The 18,497-nt window shown below is 60.1% G+C and carries 20 protein-coding genes; 8 read left to right on the plus strand and 12 right to left on the minus strand.

The window, feature by feature from the left end; all coding sequences use genetic code 11:
* Nucleotides 1-104 precede the first annotated feature (104 nt).
* A complete protein-coding gene (locus tag ALQ04_RS10270) occupies nucleotides 105-842 on the plus strand; it encodes a response regulator (protein WP_122315648.1) in 738 nt (245 codons plus the stop codon).
* Between the two features lie 4 nt (nucleotides 843-846).
* Entirely contained in the window at nucleotides 847-2,457 is a 1,611-nt protein-coding gene (locus tag ALQ04_RS10275) for an ATP-binding protein (RefSeq protein ID WP_122315649.1), read from the plus strand.
* Between the two features lies 1 nt (nucleotide 2,458).
* Here ALQ04_RS10275 and ALQ04_RS10280 read toward each other — a convergent pair whose 3' ends face one another.
* Together ALQ04_RS10280 and ALQ04_RS10285 are read right to left on the minus strand one after the other, a co-directional pair.
* Nucleotides 2,459-3,184: a 4'-phosphopantetheinyl transferase gene (locus ALQ04_RS10280; protein ID WP_221033397.1), complete on the minus strand. Its 726-nt coding sequence runs from the start codon at nucleotides 3,182-3,184 to the stop codon at nucleotides 2,459-2,461.
* A gap of 208 nt (nucleotides 3,185-3,392) precedes the next feature.
* Nucleotides 3,393-4,181 carry a dienelactone hydrolase family protein gene (locus ALQ04_RS10285; protein WP_122315651.1) on the minus strand — a complete coding sequence of 263 codons (789 nt, stop codon included), beginning with the start codon at nucleotides 4,179-4,181 and terminating at the stop codon, nucleotides 3,393-3,395.
* Between the two features lie 165 nt (nucleotides 4,182-4,346).
* Here ALQ04_RS10285 and ALQ04_RS10290 point away from each other — a divergent pair, with 165 nt between their 5' ends.
* The 4 genes from ALQ04_RS10290 to ALQ04_RS10305 all read left to right on the plus strand — a co-directional run bounded on the left by ALQ04_RS10290 (nucleotide 4,347) and on the right by ALQ04_RS10305 (nucleotide 8,436).
* Entirely contained in the window at nucleotides 4,347-4,697 is a 351-nt protein-coding gene (locus ALQ04_RS10290; protein WP_122315652.1) for a hypothetical protein, read from the plus strand.
* Between the two features lie 11 nt (nucleotides 4,698-4,708).
* Nucleotides 4,709-5,386 carry a response regulator gene (locus tag ALQ04_RS10295; RefSeq protein ID WP_122315653.1) on the plus strand — a complete coding sequence of 226 codons (678 nt, stop codon included), beginning with the start codon at nucleotides 4,709-4,711 and terminating at the stop codon, nucleotides 5,384-5,386.
* Nucleotides 5,383-6,726, plus strand: coding sequence for an ATP-binding protein (locus tag ALQ04_RS10300; RefSeq protein WP_122315654.1), 1,344 nt, complete (start codon nucleotides 5,383-5,385; stop codon nucleotides 6,724-6,726). The genes ALQ04_RS10295 and ALQ04_RS10300 overlap by 4 nt, the downstream gene beginning before the upstream one ends.
* Nucleotides 6,727-7,092: 366 nt before the next feature.
* On the plus strand, nucleotides 7,093-8,436 hold the full coding sequence (locus tag ALQ04_RS10305; protein ID WP_122315655.1) for a dicarboxylate/amino acid:cation symporter: 1,344 nt from the start codon (nucleotides 7,093-7,095) through the stop codon (nucleotides 8,434-8,436).
* 67 nt (nucleotides 8,437-8,503) lie between these two features.
* Here the strand turns inward: ALQ04_RS10305 and ALQ04_RS10310 are convergent, their stop codons facing one another.
* Together ALQ04_RS10310 and ALQ04_RS10315 are read right to left on the minus strand one after the other, a co-directional pair.
* Nucleotides 8,504-8,998, minus strand: coding sequence for a SprT family zinc-dependent metalloprotease (locus tag ALQ04_RS10310; RefSeq protein ID WP_122315656.1), 495 nt, complete (start codon nucleotides 8,996-8,998; stop codon nucleotides 8,504-8,506).
* 122 nt (nucleotides 8,999-9,120) lie between these two features.
* Nucleotides 9,121-9,720, minus strand: coding sequence for a Yip1 family protein (locus ALQ04_RS10315; protein ID WP_122315657.1), 600 nt, complete (start codon nucleotides 9,718-9,720; stop codon nucleotides 9,121-9,123).
* 227 nt (nucleotides 9,721-9,947) lie between these two features.
* Here ALQ04_RS10315 and ttcA point away from each other — a divergent pair, with 227 nt between their 5' ends.
* Nucleotides 9,948-10,772 (plus strand): tRNA 2-thiocytidine(32) synthetase TtcA, encoded by an 825-nt coding sequence (ttcA, locus tag ALQ04_RS10320; protein ID WP_122315726.1) that lies wholly within the window; start codon nucleotides 9,948-9,950, stop codon nucleotides 10,770-10,772.
* Nucleotides 10,773-10,779: 7 nt separating this feature from the next.
* Here ttcA and ALQ04_RS10325 read toward each other — a convergent pair whose 3' ends face one another.
* The 4 genes from ALQ04_RS10325 to arsC all read right to left on the minus strand — a co-directional run bounded on the left by ALQ04_RS10325 (nucleotide 10,780) and on the right by arsC (nucleotide 12,880).
* Nucleotides 10,780-11,451, minus strand: coding sequence for a DNA-3-methyladenine glycosylase I (locus tag ALQ04_RS10325; RefSeq protein ID WP_122315658.1), 672 nt, complete (start codon nucleotides 11,449-11,451; stop codon nucleotides 10,780-10,782).
* Nucleotides 11,452-11,521: 70 nt separating this feature from the next.
* On the minus strand, nucleotides 11,522-11,932 hold the full coding sequence (locus ALQ04_RS10330) for a DUF2069 domain-containing protein (protein WP_122315659.1): 411 nt from the start codon (nucleotides 11,930-11,932) through the stop codon (nucleotides 11,522-11,524).
* Nucleotides 11,925-12,530, minus strand: coding sequence for an NAD(P)H:quinone oxidoreductase (gene wrbA, locus ALQ04_RS10335; protein WP_122315660.1), 606 nt, complete (start codon nucleotides 12,528-12,530; stop codon nucleotides 11,925-11,927). The genes ALQ04_RS10330 and wrbA overlap by 8 nt, the downstream gene beginning before the upstream one ends.
* Nucleotides 12,527-12,880, minus strand: coding sequence for an arsenate reductase (glutaredoxin) (gene arsC, locus ALQ04_RS10340; RefSeq protein WP_122315661.1), 354 nt, complete (start codon nucleotides 12,878-12,880; stop codon nucleotides 12,527-12,529). The genes wrbA and arsC overlap by 4 nt, the downstream gene beginning before the upstream one ends.
* Nucleotides 12,881-12,999: 119 nt before the next feature.
* Between arsC and ALQ04_RS10345 the strand changes: the two genes are divergently transcribed.
* Nucleotides 13,000-13,467, plus strand: a complete 468-nt coding sequence (locus tag ALQ04_RS10345) for a TlpA disulfide reductase family protein (RefSeq protein ID WP_122315662.1) — start codon at nucleotides 13,000-13,002, stop codon at nucleotides 13,465-13,467.
* A 67-nt stretch (nucleotides 13,468-13,534) separates the two neighbouring features.
* On the opposite strand, the gene ALQ04_RS10350 is transcribed toward ALQ04_RS10345, so the two are convergent.
* From ALQ04_RS10350 to ALQ04_RS10365, 4 genes are all read right to left on the minus strand, one after another.
* Nucleotides 13,535-13,939, minus strand: a complete 405-nt coding sequence (locus ALQ04_RS10350) for an META domain-containing protein (protein WP_122315663.1) — start codon at nucleotides 13,937-13,939, stop codon at nucleotides 13,535-13,537.
* Entirely contained in the window at nucleotides 13,936-14,373 is a 438-nt protein-coding gene (locus ALQ04_RS10355) for a hypothetical protein (protein WP_122315664.1), read from the minus strand. Before ALQ04_RS10355 ends, ALQ04_RS10350 begins: the two co-directional genes overlap by 4 nt.
* A gap of 26 nt (nucleotides 14,374-14,399) precedes the next feature.
* A complete protein-coding gene (locus ALQ04_RS10360; RefSeq protein ID WP_122315665.1) occupies nucleotides 14,400-15,395 on the minus strand; it encodes a 2-hydroxyacid dehydrogenase in 996 nt (331 codons plus the stop codon).
* A gap of 108 nt (nucleotides 15,396-15,503) precedes the next feature.
* Nucleotides 15,504-18,257 carry a response regulator gene (locus ALQ04_RS10365; RefSeq protein WP_122315666.1) on the minus strand — a complete coding sequence of 918 codons (2,754 nt, stop codon included), beginning with the start codon at nucleotides 18,255-18,257 and terminating at the stop codon, nucleotides 15,504-15,506.
* Between the last annotated feature and the right edge of the window lie 240 nt (nucleotides 18,258-18,497).

Here is an 18,497-nt window from a genome sequence, read left to right on the forward strand (position 1 = left end):
CAAGGCCGCTCTGGCATGTCGTGTGCTTGCCCTGGTGGTTGCTACAATCGCCCGCACCGATGCGCTGGAAAACGCCTTGCATAACAACAATCCGGAGGCCGCTTGTGGAGCAAGAAAACTGGCAGGTGCTGATCGTCGAGGATGATCAGCGATTGGCCGAGCTGACCTGCGATTATCTGCAGGGCAACGGCCTGAGTGTGAGCATCGAAAGCAACGGCGCGCTGGCCGCGGCGCGGATCATCGATGAGCAGCCGGATCTGGTGATCCTCGACCTGATGCTGCCCGGCGAAGATGGCCTGAGCATCTGTCGCAAGGTGCGCGGTCGTTATGACGGCGCAATCCTGATGCTCACCGCCCGCACCGACGACTCCGATCAGATCCAGGGCCTGGATAGCGGCGCGGACGATTTTGTCTGCAAGCCGGTGCATCCGCGGGTGTTGCTGGCGCGGATCCATGCCTTGCTGCGCCGTAGTGAAGCCCCGCAAGTGCCGGCCGCCGAGCTACGGCGCCTGGTATTCGGCCCGCTGGTGGTGGACAACGCCCTGCGCGAGGCCTGGCTGCGCGAGCAGAGCATCGAGCTGACCGGCGCCGAGTTCGATCTGCTGTGGCTTTTGGTTGCCAATGCCGGGCGCATTCTGTCCCGAGAAGAAATCTTTACCGCCTTGCGCGGGGTCGGTTATGACGGCCAGGATCGCTCCATTGATGTGCGTATCTCGCGCATACGCCCCAGAATTGGCGACGATCCGATTCATCCGCGCCTGATCAAGACGGTGCGCAGCAAGGGCTATCTGTTTGTGCCCGAAGCGGCGCAGGACATGAACAGCTTTGTCCTGAACGGCTGACCCCATGAATTCCATTTTCCTGCGCATCTATGGCGGCATGCTCGGCGTGCTGGTGTTGGTGGCGCTGCTCGGTGTGCTGGCGCTGCATCTGCTCAATCAGGAGCGCAGCGGGCAATACCGCGAGCGGCTGGCCCACGGCACCTTTACCGTGATGGCCGATAACCTGATTCCGCTGAACGATATCGAGCGGCGCCGCGCCCTGGCGGTCTGGGAGCGCTTGCTGGGTATTCCGCTGAGCCTGCAGAGCGTCGAGCAGGCGCACCTGGACAGCAGCGCCCGCAGCCGCTTGCAGCGCGGTCAGGTGGTGGTCGAGCAGATCGGCCCGCATGCGGCCAGGGTTTACCGCCAGCTCAGCGATCAGGAGCCATTGTTGCTGACCGGTGAGGTACAGCAGATCACCGAACAGCTGGCGCGGGCGACTATTTATCTGTTGATCGACGAACTGGTGCGCTTGCCCGTCGATGAACAACCGGCACGGCTGCAAGCCTTGCGGGTCAGCAAGGGGTTTGGTTTCGACCTGAATCTGATTGCCCTGGATCAGGCCGACCTGGATGACGATCAGCGCCGGCGGGTCTACGAAGGCGACACGGTCATGGCGCTGGGCAAGGGCGGTGACTCCATCCGCGTGCTGTCCGGGATCGTCGACACCAACTGGGTGCTGGAAATCGGCCCGCTGTATCAGATGAATCCTTATCCGCCGCAACTGCTGGTGCTGATTGCATTGCTCGGGCTGTGTTTCATCGGCGTGGTGGTTTACCTGCTGGTGCGGCCTCTTGAACGGCGGGTGCAGGCGCTGGAGGCGGCTGCTTCCCTGATCGCCAAAGGCAGCCTGCAAACCCGGGTGCCCACCGAGGGCAGCGATTCGATCGGCCGGCTGGCGACGGCATTCAACAGCATGGCCGAGCACTTGCAACGTTCACTGATGATTCAGCGTGAACTGGTGCGGGCAGTCTCCCATGAGCTGCGCACGCCGGTGTCGCGCCTGCGGTTCGGCCTGGAGATGATCCGCGACGCCACCACGCCTGAAGCGCGCAACAAATACATGACCGGTATGGACAACGATATCCAGGATCTCGACAAGCTGGTCGACGAGATGCTGACTTATGCACGGCTGGAGCAGGGCGCGCCGACCCTGAATTTCCAGCGCATCGATCTGGATGTACTGATCAATCAGGTCATCGCTGAACTGGCTCCGTTGCGCGCCAATGTCCGGGTGGCGCGTGGCGAATGCGTGACCACCGGCGAAGGCGAATCGGCCTGGGTCGATGCCGAGCCGCGCTATATGCATCGGGCCGTGCAGAATCTGGTGAGCAACGCCCTGCGCCATGCCGAGTCGCAGGTCAGCATCAGTTACCGACTGGAGCCGGGCTGTTGCCGTCTCGATGTGGAAGACGACGGCCCCGGCGTTCCGCAAAGTGCCTGGGAGCAGATATTCACGCCGTTCATGCGCCTGGACGACAGCCGCACCCGGGCATCCGGCGGGCACGGTTTGGGGTTGTCCATCGTGCGGCGGATCATCAACTGGCATGAAGGTCGTGCTTCAATCGACCGTAGCGCCCGCCTGGGTGGCGCCTGTTTTACGCTGGTCTGGCCGCGAACCCAGGAACCACGATGATTCAGCCGGCGATGCTGACCAGGCTCAACAGATGGTCATCGTGCAGGCTGAACTGGCCTTCCAGTTCCTTGCCGCTGTGCCATTCGCTGGACAGGTCCATCAGCAGGCGCAGGCGCACGCTGCCGTCTGCTGACCATTCCAGCAGTTGCGCGTCTTCAAAGTAGAAGCGTTTCTGCACGATGGGGTAGAGCGCCTTGAACAATGCTTCCTTGATCGAGAAGGTCAGGGTGACGCGCAAGGCGATCTGTTCTTCGGGACCGGCAGCCATGGCGGCCAGTTCGTCGGCGGTGAGGATTTCCCCGGCCAGACGTGTGGCGCGCTCGCTGCTCAACATGTTTTCGGTATCTAGCCCCAGCCCGCGCCATTGTTGTCTGGGCGCAACGATGGCGGCGGCCCAGCCGGTGCTGTGGGTGATCGAGCCGCAGATATCCTCCGGCCAGATCGGCGCACGATCCTCGCCAATTGCCGGGACGTACAAACGTTCGTCGAGTTGGCGCAAGGCTTCACGGGCACAGAGCCGCCCGGCAAGGAATTCGGCCTGACGTTTGGCGACCGAGCGTTGAATGCTGGCCGGAGGCGCAATGGCGCAACGCTGAAAATCACCGTCGACCAGTTTCTGCGGATCGAAATAACTGCTGACCAACACCGCACCCGGTACTGCATGAGGCAGCGGCCAGTGTTGGCTGGGTTCGGAACAGCAGGCGGGGAGTGTCTGGAGTCGAGTCATGAGCGGCATTGTGCCGGATGTGGAAAGCTGTTCGCGAATGAATTTGCTCCCAGGTGTGGGAGCTGATTCATTCGCGAAAAAACTGCATCCAGTAAAGTTCTATCGTTAGAAGTGCCGCCTTCCCGGATAAATCCGGTCCCACACAGTCCGAGCAGGTTTGAAGTCTGAGTGGGAGCGAATTCATTCGCGAAAAGACTTGCACACAGAATCAGCCAAATATCTTCTTGAAGAACGCCTGCATATCCGCCCACGAACTCTGGTCGGCAGCCTTGTCATAACCGATGTCCGGGCCGCCATGTTCGCCGTGGCTCAGGCGGTCGGCGTCGGGGTTGGTGAAGCCGTGTTTCGCGCCTTCGATGCTGACGAACTTGTAGTCAGCCTTGGCGTCGTCCATTTCCTTCTTGAAGGCGGTGACGTTCTCGGGCGTGACCATGCTGTCCTTGGCGCCATGCTCGACCAGCATCGGCACCTTGATGCCCGGTTTGGCCGGAGTATTGGTCACCAGCGCGCCATGGAAACTCACCACACCCGCCAGCGGTTCGCCGCGACGTGCCGCGTCGAGCACGATCTTGCCGCCGAAGCAGTAGCCGATGGCGGCGATCTTGTCCGGGTTGGTCTGGGCCTGTTTCTTCAGTTGCTCAAGGCCGGCGTCGAAACGCTTGTTGGCCGCATCACTGTCCTTGAGGGCGGCCTGCATGAAGGCCATGGCGTCTTTTGGATGCTCGGTGTTCTTGCCTTCGCCGTACATGTCGATGGCCATGGCGCTGTAACCCAGTGCCGCCAGATCGCGGGCGCGACGCTTGGCGTAATCGTTCAGCCCCCACCATTCGTGAACCACCAGAATTCCGGGACGCTGGCCCTTGATGGCATCGTCGTAGGCGTAATAACCCACCAGTTTTGTCCCGTCGGCACTTTTATAGTCGATCTGTTCGGTCTTGATCGCCGCCTGGGCCAGTCCGGTGAGGCTCATCATGATTGCCGCAATCCACACACGCATGTTCAGTTCCTTCCAGTTTGGGGGGAGAAGAGGGCAAAGCTTAGTCGATCCCGCCTTGTTAGCCTGTTCAGCACAGGTTCAGAGCGCGTTCAGTAACAGTTCAGGACACGCAGACTACTGTGAAATCGTACTTTGACAGCGTCCCCGAGCGCAAAAGGAGTCCTCATGTTGAATATCAACAAGTTTTTCCTGGCGTTGGCTTTTCTGGGTGGCAGTGCTGCAGCACAGGCCAGTGATGGTCGGCTGGAGCCGGCACGTATCGAGTTCGGCAAGACCAGCAAGCGGCTCGACGAAGCCAACAGCTGGAGTCATGGGCTGGATCAGCGGGGACCGTTGGCCTCTTCAAGCGGGGCGCTTTATTCACCGGCTATTTATGGCAGTCTTTCTGGCACCTACAATGGCGTAGTGGTCAGCCGGGAAGTCCTGCTGGGCGAATACGATGTAAAACAGGGCGTGCCCTTGAGCGCCAGGCTGTCGAGTAACGATTCGACGATGTCGTTTCATTCTTTTTCTTAAGGGAGAGCTGCATGAAGTTGTTGGTGGTCGAGGATGAGGCGCTGCTACGTCATCACTTGTGGACCCGCTTGACCGAAGCGGGCCATGTGGTGGAAGCGGTGGCCAATGCCGAGGAGGCGCTGTATCAGGTCGGGCAGTTCAATCACGATCTGGCGGTGATCGATCTTGGCCTGCCGGGTATCGGCGGCCTGGACCTCATCCGCCAGTTGCGTGCCCAGGGCAAGGCGTTTCCGGTCCTGATCCTCACCGCCCGTGGCAACTGGCAGGACAAGGTCGAAGGGCTGGCCGCCGGTGCCGACGACTACGTGGTCAAGCCGTTTCAGTTCGAGGAGCTGGAAGCGCGGCTCAATGCCCTGTTGCGCCGTTCCAGCGGTTTCATCCAGTCGACCATCACTGCCGGGCCGCTGCTGCTGGACCTCAATCGCAAGCAGGCCGCGCTGTCCGAGCAGCCCTTGGCGCTGACGGCCTATGAATACCGGATTCTCGAATACCTGATGCTGCATCATCAGCAAGTGGTGCCCAAGGAACGCCTGATGGAGCAGTTGTATCCCGACGACGATGAGCGCGATCCGAACGTGATCGAAGTGCTGGTCGGACGTCTGCGCCGCAAGCTGGAAGGGGCCGTGGCATTCAAACCCATCGATACCGTGCGTGGCATGGGCTATCTGTTCACTGAGCGCTGTACATGATTCGTTCGCTGCGCCTGCGCTTGATGCTGGCCGCCGCGACACTGGCGGTGATCTTCATGCTGCTGATGCTGCCTGCCTTGCAGGGTGCGTTCAGCCTGGCACTGCGTGGCGCTATCGAACAACGCCTGGCGTCGGATGTGACGACCATGATTTCCGCAGCGCGGGTCGAAGACGGTCGCCTGCTGATGCCGTCGCTGTTGCCCGGCGAGCAGTTCAATCTGCCGGGCAGTCGCCTGTTGGGCTACATATATAACCTGCAGGGGCAACTGGTCTGGCGCTCGCTGGGCACCGAAGGCGAAAACATCAAATACCACCCGCACTATGACGGGCAGGGCAGTCAGTTTTCCAAGATCAAGGAAGCCAACGGCGACGAGTATTTCGTCTATGACGCCGAGATCCGCCTGTTGGGCGGTCGCAATGCGGCGTTCAGTATCGTGGCCCTGCAACCCTTGCGCGACTATCAGGAAACCATCGCCGGTCTGCGGCAAAAACTTTATCTGGGCTTTGGCGGCGCCTTGCTGGTGTTGCTGGGCCTACTGTGGCTGGGTTTGACATGGGGCCTGCGAGCGCTCAAGGGCTTGAGTCAGGAACTGGATCAGGTGGAAGCCGGTGCCCGCGACAGCCTTAGCGAAAAACACCCCAGCGAACTGTTGCGCCTGACCGACTCCCTGAATCGCCTGTTGCGCAGCGAGCGTGAGCAGCGCATTCGTTACCGCGATTCCCTCGGCGATCTGGCCCACAGCCTGAAAACCCCGCTGGCGGTCTTGCAGGGCGTCAGCGAGAACATCGCCAAGCGTCCTGAAGACGTTGAACAGGCGCGCGTCCTGCAATCGCAGATCGAGCGCATGAGCCAGCAGATCGGCTACCAGTTGCAGCGCGCCAGCCTGCGCAAGAGCGGGCTGGTTCGTCATCACGTGATGCTGCGGCCGGTGGTCGAAAGCCTGTGCAATACCCTGGAGAAGGTGTACCGCGACAAGCAGGTCAAGGTCACCCTCGACCTTCCCGAGCAATGCCAGGTGCCGATGGAAGAGGGCGCCTTGCTGGAAATGCTCGGCAATCTGCTGGAAAACGCTTACCGGCTGTGTCTTGGCGAAGTCCGAGTCAGTTTTCAGTCATCTGCAACGGGTGACGAGCTGTGCGTCGAGGACGACGGTCCCGGCATTCCGCTGCGCCAGAGAGCGCGCATTCTGGAGCGTGGCGAGCGCCTGGACCGCCAGAATCCCGGTCAGGGCATCGGTCTGGCAGTGGTCAAGGACATCATCGAAAGCTACGGCGCCCGCCTGACCCTGGGCGATTCGCCCTTGGGTGGCGCAGTGTTCAGGATTCATTTTCTGGCCTGATGGTGTTTGCATGCTGTGAATGTACGGCCCTCTTCCCGGATAAATCCGGTCCCACGGTTTGCTGCGCGACAATGCGGCGACGATGGAGAGGCGGATACCCGCCACCCTGCTGATTTTTTTATGGGCTATCGGCGGAAAACCGCCACCATAATGGCACTTTCATACTAGTGTTTATTCCACGACGCCTTGAAAGTCGGGCTCAGGAAGGTTTTTTTCAGGAGTGGCACGCAGCTTGCTACTTGTCGTCGTAGAGGCCTGCCTTGCGCAGCTCGACACAACAAATCCCTCCAGTGCAGGAGGGTTAGCGCTTTATAGGTTTCGCGTGCATCAGGTGAGATGCCGACGACGCCCTTGAGGATAACTGCAATGACGACTCGTCAGCCCTTCTACAAAACACTCTATTTTCAGGTAATCGTAGCGATTGTTATCGGTATCCTGATCGGTCACTTCTATCCGGACACCGGCAAGGCCTTGAAGCCGCTGGGTGACGGGTTCATCAAACTGATCAAGATGGTCATCGCCCCGATCATCTTCTGTACGGTCGTCAGTGGTATCGCTGGCATGCAGAACATGAAGTCGGTCGGCAAGACTGGCGGTTACGCGCTGCTGTACTTTGAAATCGTTTCGACCCTGGCCCTGGTCATCGGTCTGGTTGTGGTCAACGTGGTTCAGCCGGGTGTCGGCATGAACATCGACGTCAGCACCCTCGACGCCTCCAAGATCGCTGCTTATGTAACAGCGAGCAAGGATCAGAGCATCGTCGGCTTTATCCTCAATGTGATCCCGAACACCATCGTCGGCGCGTTCGCCACTGGCGACATCCTGCAAGTCCTGATGTTCTCGGTGATCTTCGGCTTCGCCCTGCATCGCCTGGGTGCCTACGGTCGTCCGGTTCTGGACTTCATCGATCGTTTCGCGCACGTGATGTTCAACATCATCAACATGATCATGAAGCTTGCTCCGATCGGTGCTTTCGGTGCGATGGCTTTCACCATCGGCGCCTACGGTGTCAGCTCGCTGGTGCAACTGGGTCAGTTGATGCTGTGCTTCTACATCACCTGCTTCCTGTTCGTGGTTCTGGTACTGGGCGCCATCTGCCGCGCTCACGGCTTCAGCATCCTGAAGCTGGTACGTTACATCCGTGAAGAACTGCTGATCGTTCTGGGTACTTCCTCGTCGGAATCGGCACTGCCTCGCATGCTGATCAAGATGGAGCGCCTGGGTGCACAGAAGTCGGTTGTCGGCCTGGTCATTCCTACCGGTTACTCCTTCAACCTGGACGGTACTTCGATCTACCTGACCATGGCGGCCGTGTTCATCGCTCAGGCGACCAACACCCACATGGACATTACCCATCAGATCACTCTGCTGCTGGTACTGTTGCTGTCCTCCAAAGGTGCTGCTGGCGTGACCGGTAGCGGCTTCATCGTTCTGGCTGCAACCCTGTCGGCCGTAGGCCACCTGCCGGTTGCCGGTCTGGCGCTGATCCTGGGTATCGACCGCTTCATGTCTGAAGCCCGCGCCCTGACCAACCTGGTTGGTAACGCCGTTGCCACCGTGGTTGTTGCCAAGTGGGTCGGTGAGCTGGACACCAACAAGCTGGACGCCGAACTGGCTTCCGGTGGTTCCGCCATCGTTGAAACCCGTCATGAAGATGACCTGGGTGTTGCCGAAGGCCCGGCTCCTGTCAACACCGGTAAAACGGTCTGATAAGCGCTGAATGAAAAAAACCCATCTTCGGATGGGTTTTTTTATGCCTGAGTTTCTTGCCGGGGGATTACTCGACCCGCGTCTCGCCGCTGAATACCAGCGTCTGGCGGCAGCGACGGCACAGGTAGCGTCGACCTTTGGAAACCATGCTGTGGCGCTGGGCTGTGAACGGGAAATCGCTGTCGGCGCACGGGCAGCGATAGATGTAGCGGGTCACGCTGCGGCGTTCGATGGCATAGGTATGGCAGCGATTGGGTGGCAGTTCGTACACGCCACGCATGATCAGTTGCCACTCTTCGCCATGGGGCTGGATACGGTCGCCGAACAACTGGTGGGCGATCATGTGCGCCACTTCATGGGGGACGGTCTGGCGCAGGAAGTCCTCGCTGTTCTCCCGGTACAGCTTCGGGTTGAAGCGCAGCATGTTCTCGTGCAGGTGGGCGACGCCCGCTTTCTGACCGCGCAGCTTGAGGCTGACCACCGGGCGTTTGAAGGTGCGTTTGAAAAAGGCTTCGGCTTGTTGGTAACAGGTTTCGACGCGGGAATTGAGTTGCTCGGGCATGCTGTGTGGCTCTCCAGATGCGCCAAGTATGCCGTAATGCGGGGGCGGGCTGAAAACCCCAACTGCCCGATGGTCGCTCGCAGCGGCGGGTCGCATGGGGCTGCAACCCGCCGGGCGGTGGTTCAACTGGTGTATTCCGGGCCGATCCCGACGCCCCACAGCACCACGGTAAATGCCATGATCGCGACCAGCACCACCAGGCCGACTGCCAGCACCGAGCTGGAAAACATGAAGCCTTCATCGGAAGGAATGTCCATGAAGGTCGGCAGGCCGACATACAGCAGGTAGACCGTGTAGCAGATCGCTGCGGTACCCACCAGCATGCCCAGCCACATATGCGGATAGAGCGCCGCCAGCCCGCCGATGAACAGCGGCGTGGCGGTATAGGTAGCAAAAGCGATGCACTGCGCCAGGGTTGGCGTGGCGTCGTAAGTACGGGCCATCCAGTGAATGAAGCCACCCATTACGGCGACGCCGAGCAGCATGGAGACGTAGGACATGAGCGTCATCCATATGGCGCTGCCATGGGTGAGCATCACGGGCGGTCGATCACCGATGACCCAGCCGATCTGGGTAGTGCCTATATATGCGGAAATTGCCGGGACTGCGGCCAGGATCAGGGTGTGAGTGAGGTACATGTGGCCAATGCTTTCTTCTTCGCCACGTATCTGCTTCCATTCCTGGTCGGGATGCGTGAACAGCCCCCATACGTGATGGATCATAGGGTGACTCCTTCATCTCGTGGGTAGAGGCCACAAGCCTGAATGCGACCTCATCAGGCAGTATAGAAAGCGTGCACCGTGCAGGAATGGCGGGCTTAGAGTGTTTGGCGATTTGCCCGCACCTGTTAATAGCCGCTGCTTCGATACGGTGGATGTTTAACCCGGCGCAGGTTGTGCGTAAAATGGCTGCCCTTTCCCCGAAGTCACCAGCGGATATCACCAGCATCATGGGCACCCTTTCAGTCAATCAGAACAAACTGCAGAAACGCCTGCGTCGGCTGGCCGGCGAAGCGGTTGCCGACTTCAACATGATTGAGGATGGCGACAAGGTGATGGTCTGCCTCTCCGGTGGCAAGGACAGCTACACCATGCTCGATGTGCTGATGCACCTGCAGAAGGTCGCGCCGATCAAGTTCGAGATCGTGGCCGTGAACATGGACCAGAAGCAGCCGGGCTTCCCCGAGCACGTGCTGCCGGCCTATCTGGCGACGCTGGGCATCGAGTACCACATCGTCGAAAAGGACACCTATTCGGTGGTCAAGGAGCTGGTGCCGGAAGGCAAGACCACCTGCTCGCTGTGCTCGCGCCTGCGTCGCGGCACCTTGTACACCTTCGCCGATGAGATCGGCGCCACCAAGATGGCGCTGGGGCATCACCGCGACGATATCGTCGAAACCTTCTTTCTCAACATGTTCTTCAACGGATCGCTCAAGGCCATGCCGCCCAAGCTGCGTTCCGACGATGGCCGCAACGTGGTGATTCGCCCGCTTGCCTACTGCCATGAGAAGGACATCCAGGCCTATTCGGACTTCAAGCAATTCCCGATCATTCCGTGCAACCTGTGCGGCTCGCAGGAAAACCTGCAGCGTCAGGTGGTCAAGGAAATGCTCGTTGATTGGGAGCGCAAGACGCCGGGCCGTACCGAAAGCATCTTCCGCGCCCTGCAGAACGTTCAGCCTTCGCAACTGGCCGACCGCAACCTGTTCGACTTCACCAGCCTGCGCATGGACGAAACCGCTGCCTCGCGGTTCGTCAATGTGGTGAATATCTAACCCGCACTCAGTGGTTGACGGTAAACGCCAGCATGGCTGAAAGCTGGCACAACGGTCGGCCGCTTTCGGCCTGCCACTGATTGAAAGCGTCCTGCACGATGGCCTGATCGCGCTTGCTGGTCGGTACTCTGTCGACGATGTTCTGCGCGTTCAGCGCTGCGACCACGTCCTGGCTAGGGATAAAGGTGTCCTTGCCGACCATGCGCAGGAAACGCGGTGCCGACAGTCCGCCCATCTGGTTGCCGTGCCTGGCCAGGTATTGCCAGAGCCCGGTGATGTCATCGACCGGCCATTGGGCGATGAACTGCGCGAAGCTGCCATGTTCCTGGGCAATGTCGAGAATCAGCTGCGCGTTGCGTGGCACGCTCTTGAGCTTGCCCAGATGGCGAATGATGCGGGTGTCCTGCATCAGCCGCTCCAGATGATCGGCGCCCATCAGCACCACCTTTTCCGGATCGAAACGAAAGAACACTTCCTCGAACGCCGGCCACTTGGCATCCACCAGACTGTGTTTCAGACCAGCCCGAAACACCCGCAAGGCCATGGTCGACAGGTAGCGATCATCGCTGATGGCCGCCAGTTGCTTCGGCGTATCGGGCACCGGCAGCAGTGCTTCAAGTGCCCTGGCAGAGCCGAAACGGTTAAGGCAGTATTCGTTCAGCCATTTGTAGTCGTGCATCGGTTCTCCAGAAAATTGTGACCCTTTTCGCGAATGTATTCGCTCTCATATGCCCTGTGTATGAGCGGATTCATTCGTGAAGATTGCATTGGCGATCCAGCTGCGAACGCCAGCGAACATACAGCAAGGCACTGCTGAACACTGCCACGCTGACGAGCATTTCCAGCACGCCGAACAGCCAGCGGTTCGGGTCGAAGGCGGCGAGGGCGCCTTTGATGAAATACAGATTGATCACAAAGCAGGTCCAGGAATGCCCGTGCGGTTTGCCCAGCAGCATGCCCGGTGCCAGCAACAACAAGGGCAGCAGTTCGATGGCCAGGATCACACCGGGACGGGCGCCATGCAGGTCGGCGATAAACAGGTAATACACCGACAGCAGGACGATCATGCCCAGAAAGCAGATCAGGCTCGCGGCCCGACTGAAGCGCACCCGTGGTTCCAGCCATTCCCTGGACGGCAACACCTTGGGCTTTTTAGCCACGTGGCGTCTCCAGTTGCAACGCGGTTTTCGCCAGGCGTTGGCCCAGGGCGCGGCACAGTTCGGTTTCATGACGATCCAGCGGCCGCTTGCCGTCCGGGCCAGCATGGTGACTGGCGCCATAAGGCGTGCCGCCACCCGCAGTTTCCAGCAGTGCGGATTCGCTGTAAGGCAGGCCCATGACCAGCATGCCGTGATGCAGCAAAGGCAGCAGCATCGACATCAGCGTGGTTTCCTGGCCGCCATGCAGGCTGGCGGTGGAGGTAAACACACTGGCCGGTTTGCCCACCAGCGCGCCAGTCAGCCACAGGTTGCTGGTGCCATCCAGAAAGTACTTGAGCGGCGCAGCCATGTTGCCGAACCGCGTCGGGCTGCCCAGAGCCAGGCCGGAGCAGTTCTTCAGGTCGTCCAGCGTGGCATACAGCGCACCGTTTTCCGGAATCTGCGGCGCAGTGGCTTCACAGTCGGCAGAAATCGCCGGCACGGTGCGCAGGCGCGCTTCCATACCGCCCATTTCGATACCGCGAGCGATCTGGCGGGCCATTTCGCTGGTCGAACCGTTACGGCTATAGAACAGGACCAGAATGTAAGGCGTGTTCACGGTAATAGCTCCAGTATGTTCTCGGGCGGACGACCGATGACGGCCTTGTCGCCAGCGACCAGGATCGGCCGCTCGATCAGTTTCGGATGGGCCGCCATGGCCGCGATCAACTGCTCGTCGCCAAGGCTCGGGTCCGCCAGGTTCAGGGTCTTGTAGTCATCTTCGCCACTGCGCAGCAGTTGCCGGGCGCCGATGCCCAGCTTGCCCAGCAGCTCGCGCAACCGGTCGGCATCGGGCGGATTTTCCAGATACAGGACGATTTCGGGAGTCAGGCCACGGGCCTGCAGCAGTTCCAGCGCGCCGCGGGATTTCGAGCAGCGCGGGTTGTGATAAAGCGTCAGATCAGTCATTTGCAGGTCGCATCTTGCCTAGAGTGGCGCGTATTCTACCTGTGCGATGGCGCAGGTCGACATGATCAGGCGCATATCCAGTCAACCGTTCATAGAGAAAGACGAGGAAGGAAGGACAGATGGCGAGGCGATTGGCAGCGGTAGCGATGTTTGTCGGCAGTTTGCTGTTGAGCGGCTGTGGCGCGGATCTGGGCACTGACCAGAACGGCCAGAAGGTTGCCAGCGAGCGGATCGACAATCACTGGCTGGTGATTAACTATTGGGCTGAGTGGTGTGGCCCGTGCCGTACCGAGATTCCCGAATTCAATCACTTGTCCGAGCAGCTCAAGGACAAGAAGGTCAGTGTGCTGGGGGTCAATTTCGACAACCTGCAGGGCGACGATCTGAAAAATGCCTCCAATGCCCTGGGGATCAAATTCACCGTACTGGCACAGGATCCTGCCGAACGCTACAACCTGCCGCCTTCCGAAGCGCTTCCGGTGACCTACATCATCGATGACAAAGGCAAGATGCGTGAACAGTTGCTGGGCGAGCAGACCGCACAGGGCGTGGCCGACAAGATCAAGGTGCTGCGCGGGGAAGGGTGAGTGGCGTTTGATTCTTCACGAATGAACTCGCTACCGTAGGAACGAGTTCATTCGCGAAAGCCCCGACTCAATCCTCGGGCCAGAACCGCAGCGGCTTGCCTTCCGCAGGCCACAGGCGCAATTGCTCGATGGGTGAAATATCCCAGCGCTGCACCTTGCCCAGTTCCTTGAGGAAACGCTGTTCCTGTTCCATCAGCGGCGGTACGCATATCTTTCGGGTATTGCCGATAGGGCCGAAGCTGATGGTCTGGCCGCTCAGCGTGTAGGGCGCGAACCAGTGGTTGCAGCCTGCGTTGCCGTAGGCGCGGCCATCGGCGCCGAGAGTCATGGTCAGGCGGCTGCTGTCGATCAGCGGACGTTCGCCGATCCACTCCAGCACGTAGCTCTGATCCTGTTCGATGGGTTTTGGCTCGCTCGCACAGCCGACCAGCAAGGCACTGCCGATCAGGCTCAGTAAAGCCAGGTGTTTCATGCGGCTTTCTCCTGACATTTTCTGCATGTGTGTTTTTCACCTTCGGTCTTCCAGCCCAGCTCGGCAATGCGCGCAACGGCAGCGGGCTTCTGCGCCTTGGTGCCCAGTTTGCTCTCGACCATGAACTCGAAGTCCAGCTCGGCAGAGCAGCTGTCGCAATTGACTTTCCACTGGTGGATCGACAATTCATCAAATGCCGGGCCATTGGCCACTGCGACCCATTGGCCGGGCGGGTTGATCAGGTGCCGGACTTTCTCGACGGCCAGACGCATGTAAAGGCTTTTGCTGCCCTTGATGGTGACCAGCAATTGGTCATCGTTATGGATCGAGCCACCGTTACCGGTGACTTGATAGCGGCCAGGGCCCAGCGTACGGCACTCGATGAGAGTGTGTTGCGGGTTGAGCATGCTGTAGCGGAAATCGTGTTCGACCATGGGTCCTCCAAATTCCGCGCATCTTATCACGCCTGAACTTCAACCCGGTTTTGCGCAGTGCCGGCATTCCAGGCGGCAATGTTGTCCAGAGTTGTCCGGGCAATCGCCCCCAGCGCTTCCTGGGTCAGAAAGGCCTGATGCGCGGTGATGATGACGTTGGGGAAGGTCAGCAGGCGCGCCAGCACATCGTCCTGCAAAGGCAGGTCCGAGCGGTCGGCGAAGAACAGCTGCGCTTCTTCTTCGTAGACATCCAGCCCCAGATAGCCCAGTCGCCCGCTCTTGAGCGCGTCGATCAGCGCCGGTGTTTCCACCAGTGCGCCGCGCCCGGTGTTGATCAGCATGGCGCCCGGTTGCAGGGTCGCCAGGGATTGCTCGTTGATCATGTGGCGGGTCTGTTCGGTGAGCGGGCAATGCAGGCTGATGATCTGTGCCTGTTCCAGCAGGGCCGGCAGGCTCAGGTATTCGGCGCCGAGTGCCAGGACTTGCGGATTTGGGTACGGATCGTAGGCCAGCAGCTTGCAACCGAAACCGGACATGATTTTGGCGAAGGTTGCGCCGATCTGCCCGGTACCGACCACGCCGACCGTCTTGCCGACCAGATCGAAGCCGGTCAGGCCATGCAGGCTGAAATCGCCTTCGCGGGTGCGGTTATAGGCACGATTCAGGTGCCGGTTGAGGGCCAGGATCAAGGCTACGGCGTGTTCGGCCACGGCATGCGGCGAATAGGCCGGAACCCGCACCACGGTCATGCCCAGGCGCTCGGCAGCTGGCAGGTCGACATGGTTGTAACCCGCAGAGCGCAGGGCGATCAGCCTTGTACCGCCTGCGGCCAGACGCTCCAGCACCGGTGCGCTGAGGTCATCATTGATGAAGGCGCAGACCACCGGATAGTTATTGGCCAGCGTGGCGGTTTCAAGGGTCAGCCGGGCTGGCTGGAAATGCAGCTCCAGACCGCTTGGGGCCTTGGCAGCCAGGAAGCTTTCCTTGTCATAGGTCTGACTGCTGAAAATCAGGGTGCGCATGGTTGTGATTCTTCCTTGGGGGATTTTTGAAGCGGACTTTTCGCGGATGAATCCCACAGGATCAATACAGCCTGTGGGAGCGGATTGATCCGCGAAAAAATTACAGCCTCACGCCGTCACACGTGCCTCTACGGCGAGCCGGGTAATCGCCTTGTCCAGATCATCCAGTGCATCGCCCGCCTGAGGGGCGTCCTGCTTGAGCAGGGTTTCGGCCCGCTGACAGGCGGCGCGCAACTGTGGAACGCCGCAATAGCGAGTGGCACCATGCAGCCGATGGACGCGCTCGATAAGCCCCTGAATGTCTTCAGCGGCGCGGGCCAGACGGATGGCTTCGCGGTCGGCATCCAGCGACGCGAGGAGCATGGCCAGCATGTCGGTCGCCAGATCGGGTTTGCCGGCTGCCAGGCGCAGGCCTTCCTCGTGATCGAGCACCAGCGGGCCGGCACTGCCCTGCTGGATATCCGACGGGCGCTCCGGCAGCGGCGGGCGCAGTGCCAGCCCTGTCCATTTGAGCACCACTTGCGCCAGTTGCCGCTCGCTGATCGGCTTGGTCAGGTAATCGTCCATGCCGCTTTGCAGCAGCGAGCGTTTTTCATTGGCCATGGCGTGGGCGGTCAGGGCGACGATAGGCAGCGCGGTGCACTGGCGTTCCAGCTCCCAGAGGCGAATCGCTTCGGTGGCCTGACGTCCGTCCATGCCGGGCATCTGTACGTCCATCAGCACCAGATCGAAGGTTTCGGTCTGCACGCAATGCAGCGCCGCATAACCGCTGTCGACCGCGACCACCAGTGAGCCCATGTCTTCGAGCAGGGTCTGGACCAGCAACAGGTTGGCGGGGTTGTCGTCCACGCACAGCACTTTCGGTGGCCGGCTGGACAAGGGCTGAACGACGTCGGTGCGCACCACTTTCGGGGCAATCAGCTCCGACAGGGCTTTGTGCAGCTTGCGGGTGCAGGCGGGCTTGGCCTGCAACTGGTTGTAGACATCCGGTACCGACAACTGGAACAGCGACTGTTCGGTGGTCGGGCACAACACCAATACCTTGCAGCCAAGATTCTCCAGATCCCATATGTGCTGGCGCAGCCGCTCTGGCGGAATCTCGTGGGCTGTGACGCCCAGCACCGCCAGATCGATCGCGGTCGGGGTCTGGTGTGCGGCCGTGACGCCGTTGAGCAGGTTTTCCAGATTATTGAAGATCAGCGTTTCAAGCCCGCAGTCTTCCAGTTGATGCTCCAGTGCCTGGCGGGCCAGTTCATGCTGTTCAAGCACTGCCGCCCGAACCCCGGCCAGCGGTTTGTGCGTCAGTTCATCGACTTCATCCCGGGCCTTGGGCAGGTTCAGGGTAATCCAGAATTCCGAGCCGATTCCCGGCGTGCTGTCCACGCCAATCTCGCCGCCCATCTGTTCGATAAGGCGCTTGGAAATCACCAGCCCAAGGCCGGTGCCGCCCGGTTGCCGGGACAATGAGTTGTCTGCCTGACTGAACGCCTGGAACAGGGCGCGCACATCCTGGCTGGACAGGCCGATGCCGGTGTCCTGTACGCTGATGCGCAATTGCGCGTGTTCATCCGTTTCGTCTTCGAGCATGGCCCGGGCGACGATGGTGCCTTCGCGGGTGAACTTGATCGCGTTGCTGACCAGGTTGGTCAGAATCTGCTTGAGGCGCAGCGGGTCGCCGGACAGGGACAAGGGCGTGTCGCGGTACACCAGGCTGACCAGTTCAAGCTGCTTGGCATGGGCCGCAGGCGCCAGGATGGTCATGGTGTCCTGCAACAGGTCGCGCAGGTTGAACGGTACATTCTCCAGAACCAGCTTGCCCGCTTCGATTTTGGAAAAGTCGAGAATCTCGTTGATGATGCTCAGCAGGCTGTCGGCCGATTTCTCGATGGTGCTCATGTAATCGCGCTGGCGCGGGGTCAGCTCGCTTTTTTGCAGCAAGTGGGTAAAGCCCAGGATGCCATTGAGCGGCGTGCGGATTTCATGGCTCATGTTGGCCAGGAATTCGGATTTGATCCGGCTGGCTTCCAGTGCTTCCTTGCGGGCCAGATCCAGCTCGATGTTCTGGATCTCGATGGTTTCCAGGTTTTGCCTGACGTCTTCGGTGGCCTGATCGACGCTGTGCTGCAATTCTTCCTGGGCGTTCTGCAGGCTCGCGGCCATGCGATTGATGCCCGACGCGAGCATGTCCAGCTCGACGCTGCCCAGCGGCGGCACGCGGGCTTCGAGGTTGCCATCCTTGAGTTGCGACACGGCCTGCTTGATCTGGCTCAGCGGCGCATTGATGGTGCGGCTCATGCGCACGGCCAGAATGGCGGTGAGCGCCAGGCCGAAGGCGATCAGCAGCGTGCTGACGAACAGACTGCGATAGCCGCGCAGCAGGGTGCCGTTGTGGGAAATCTCCAGTTCGACCCAGCCCAGCAGGCGGTCGGCTTCAGCGGGAATGATTTCGCTGGTCAGGTGGCGTTGATGGCCAAATACGGGCAGCAGATAGCGGGTCGCATCGTTGGCCGTGCTGTTGAGCAACTGGGTGCTGTTCCCGATCGGCGACGGGGCAATCATGCTGGGACCGGCATGGGCCAGGGTATTGCGTTCGGGATCGAGAAAGGACACCGAGCGCACGTCGGCCTGCTCAAGGGTCTGCGAGGCGATGCGGCTCAGCAGTGTCCTGTCCTGGCGTCCCAGTGCGGGAGCGGACAGCGGCGCCAGCTCCTGAGCGATCATTTCACCGCGTTGCAGCAGTTGCCCCTGCAATTCGTGCAACTGCATCAGGGTGAAGTAACTGCCCATCATCAGCGCGATCAGGCTGGCCGGCAAAATGGTCAGCAGCACGACACGGCCTTTTATACCCAGTTTGGTCAGCACAGCATTTCTCCAGCCACTCAGATTCAGTCCGTCGATATCAAGCGTTGCTGCCCGATCGGTTCAAGGCAGCAGTTTAGTCATTTACTTCTATATAGGGGCATATTACATGCCCATATGTTTCTGAAGTTGCGGGAGGTCAAGGCTTGGGCAAACAAGAGTAAAAATCCGCCTTATTCCTTTTGGTGATAAGGAGCGCACTTTGCGTGATATGGGGTTTGGGCGTTTGCCGTTATGATAGTC

Origin of the sequence: Pseudomonas cichorii (genome assembly GCF_003700275.1) — a bacterium.
GTDB lineage: Bacteria > Pseudomonadota > Gammaproteobacteria > Pseudomonadales > Pseudomonadaceae > Aquipseudomonas > Aquipseudomonas cichorii_B.

What these genes read in the sequence shown, in the direction of transcription:
- ALQ04_RS10275 (WP_122315649.1), top strand. Translation starts at nt 847, where the DNA reads ATGAATTCCATTTTCCTGCGCATCTATGGCGGCATGCTCGGCGTGCTG.
- ALQ04_RS10280 (WP_221033397.1), bottom strand. Translation starts at nt 3,184, where the DNA reads ATGACTCGACTCCAGACACTCCCCGCCTGCTGTTCCGAACCCAGCCAA.
- ALQ04_RS10285 (WP_122315651.1), bottom strand. Translation starts at nt 4,181, where the DNA reads ATGCGTGTGTGGATTGCGGCAATCATGATGAGCCTCACCGGACTGGCC.
- ALQ04_RS10290 (WP_122315652.1), top strand. Translation starts at nt 4,347, where the DNA reads ATGTTGAATATCAACAAGTTTTTCCTGGCGTTGGCTTTTCTGGGTGGC.
- ALQ04_RS10295 (WP_122315653.1), top strand. Translation starts at nt 4,709, where the DNA reads ATGAAGTTGTTGGTGGTCGAGGATGAGGCGCTGCTACGTCATCACTTG.
- ALQ04_RS10300 (WP_122315654.1), top strand. Translation starts at nt 5,383, where the DNA reads ATGATTCGTTCGCTGCGCCTGCGCTTGATGCTGGCCGCCGCGACACTG.
- ALQ04_RS10305 (WP_122315655.1), top strand. Translation starts at nt 7,093, where the DNA reads ATGACGACTCGTCAGCCCTTCTACAAAACACTCTATTTTCAGGTAATC.
- ALQ04_RS10310 (WP_122315656.1), bottom strand. Translation starts at nt 8,998, where the DNA reads ATGCCCGAGCAACTCAATTCCCGCGTCGAAACCTGTTACCAACAAGCC.
- ALQ04_RS10315 (WP_122315657.1), bottom strand. Translation starts at nt 9,720, where the DNA reads ATGATCCATCACGTATGGGGGCTGTTCACGCATCCCGACCAGGAATGG.
- ttcA (WP_122315726.1), top strand. Translation starts at nt 9,948, where the DNA reads ATGGGCACCCTTTCAGTCAATCAGAACAAACTGCAGAAACGCCTGCGT.
- ALQ04_RS10325 (WP_122315658.1), bottom strand. Translation starts at nt 11,451, where the DNA reads ATGCACGACTACAAATGGCTGAACGAATACTGCCTTAACCGTTTCGGC.
- arsC (WP_122315661.1), bottom strand. Translation starts at nt 12,880, where the DNA reads ATGACTGATCTGACGCTTTATCACAACCCGCGCTGCTCGAAATCCCGC.
- ALQ04_RS10345 (WP_122315662.1), top strand. Translation starts at nt 13,000, where the DNA reads ATGGCGAGGCGATTGGCAGCGGTAGCGATGTTTGTCGGCAGTTTGCTG.
- ALQ04_RS10350 (WP_122315663.1), bottom strand. Translation starts at nt 13,939, where the DNA reads ATGAAACACCTGGCTTTACTGAGCCTGATCGGCAGTGCCTTGCTGGTC.
- ALQ04_RS10355 (WP_122315664.1), bottom strand. Translation starts at nt 14,373, where the DNA reads ATGGTCGAACACGATTTCCGCTACAGCATGCTCAACCCGCAACACACT.
- ALQ04_RS10360 (WP_122315665.1), bottom strand. Translation starts at nt 15,395, where the DNA reads ATGCGCACCCTGATTTTCAGCAGTCAGACCTATGACAAGGAAAGCTTC.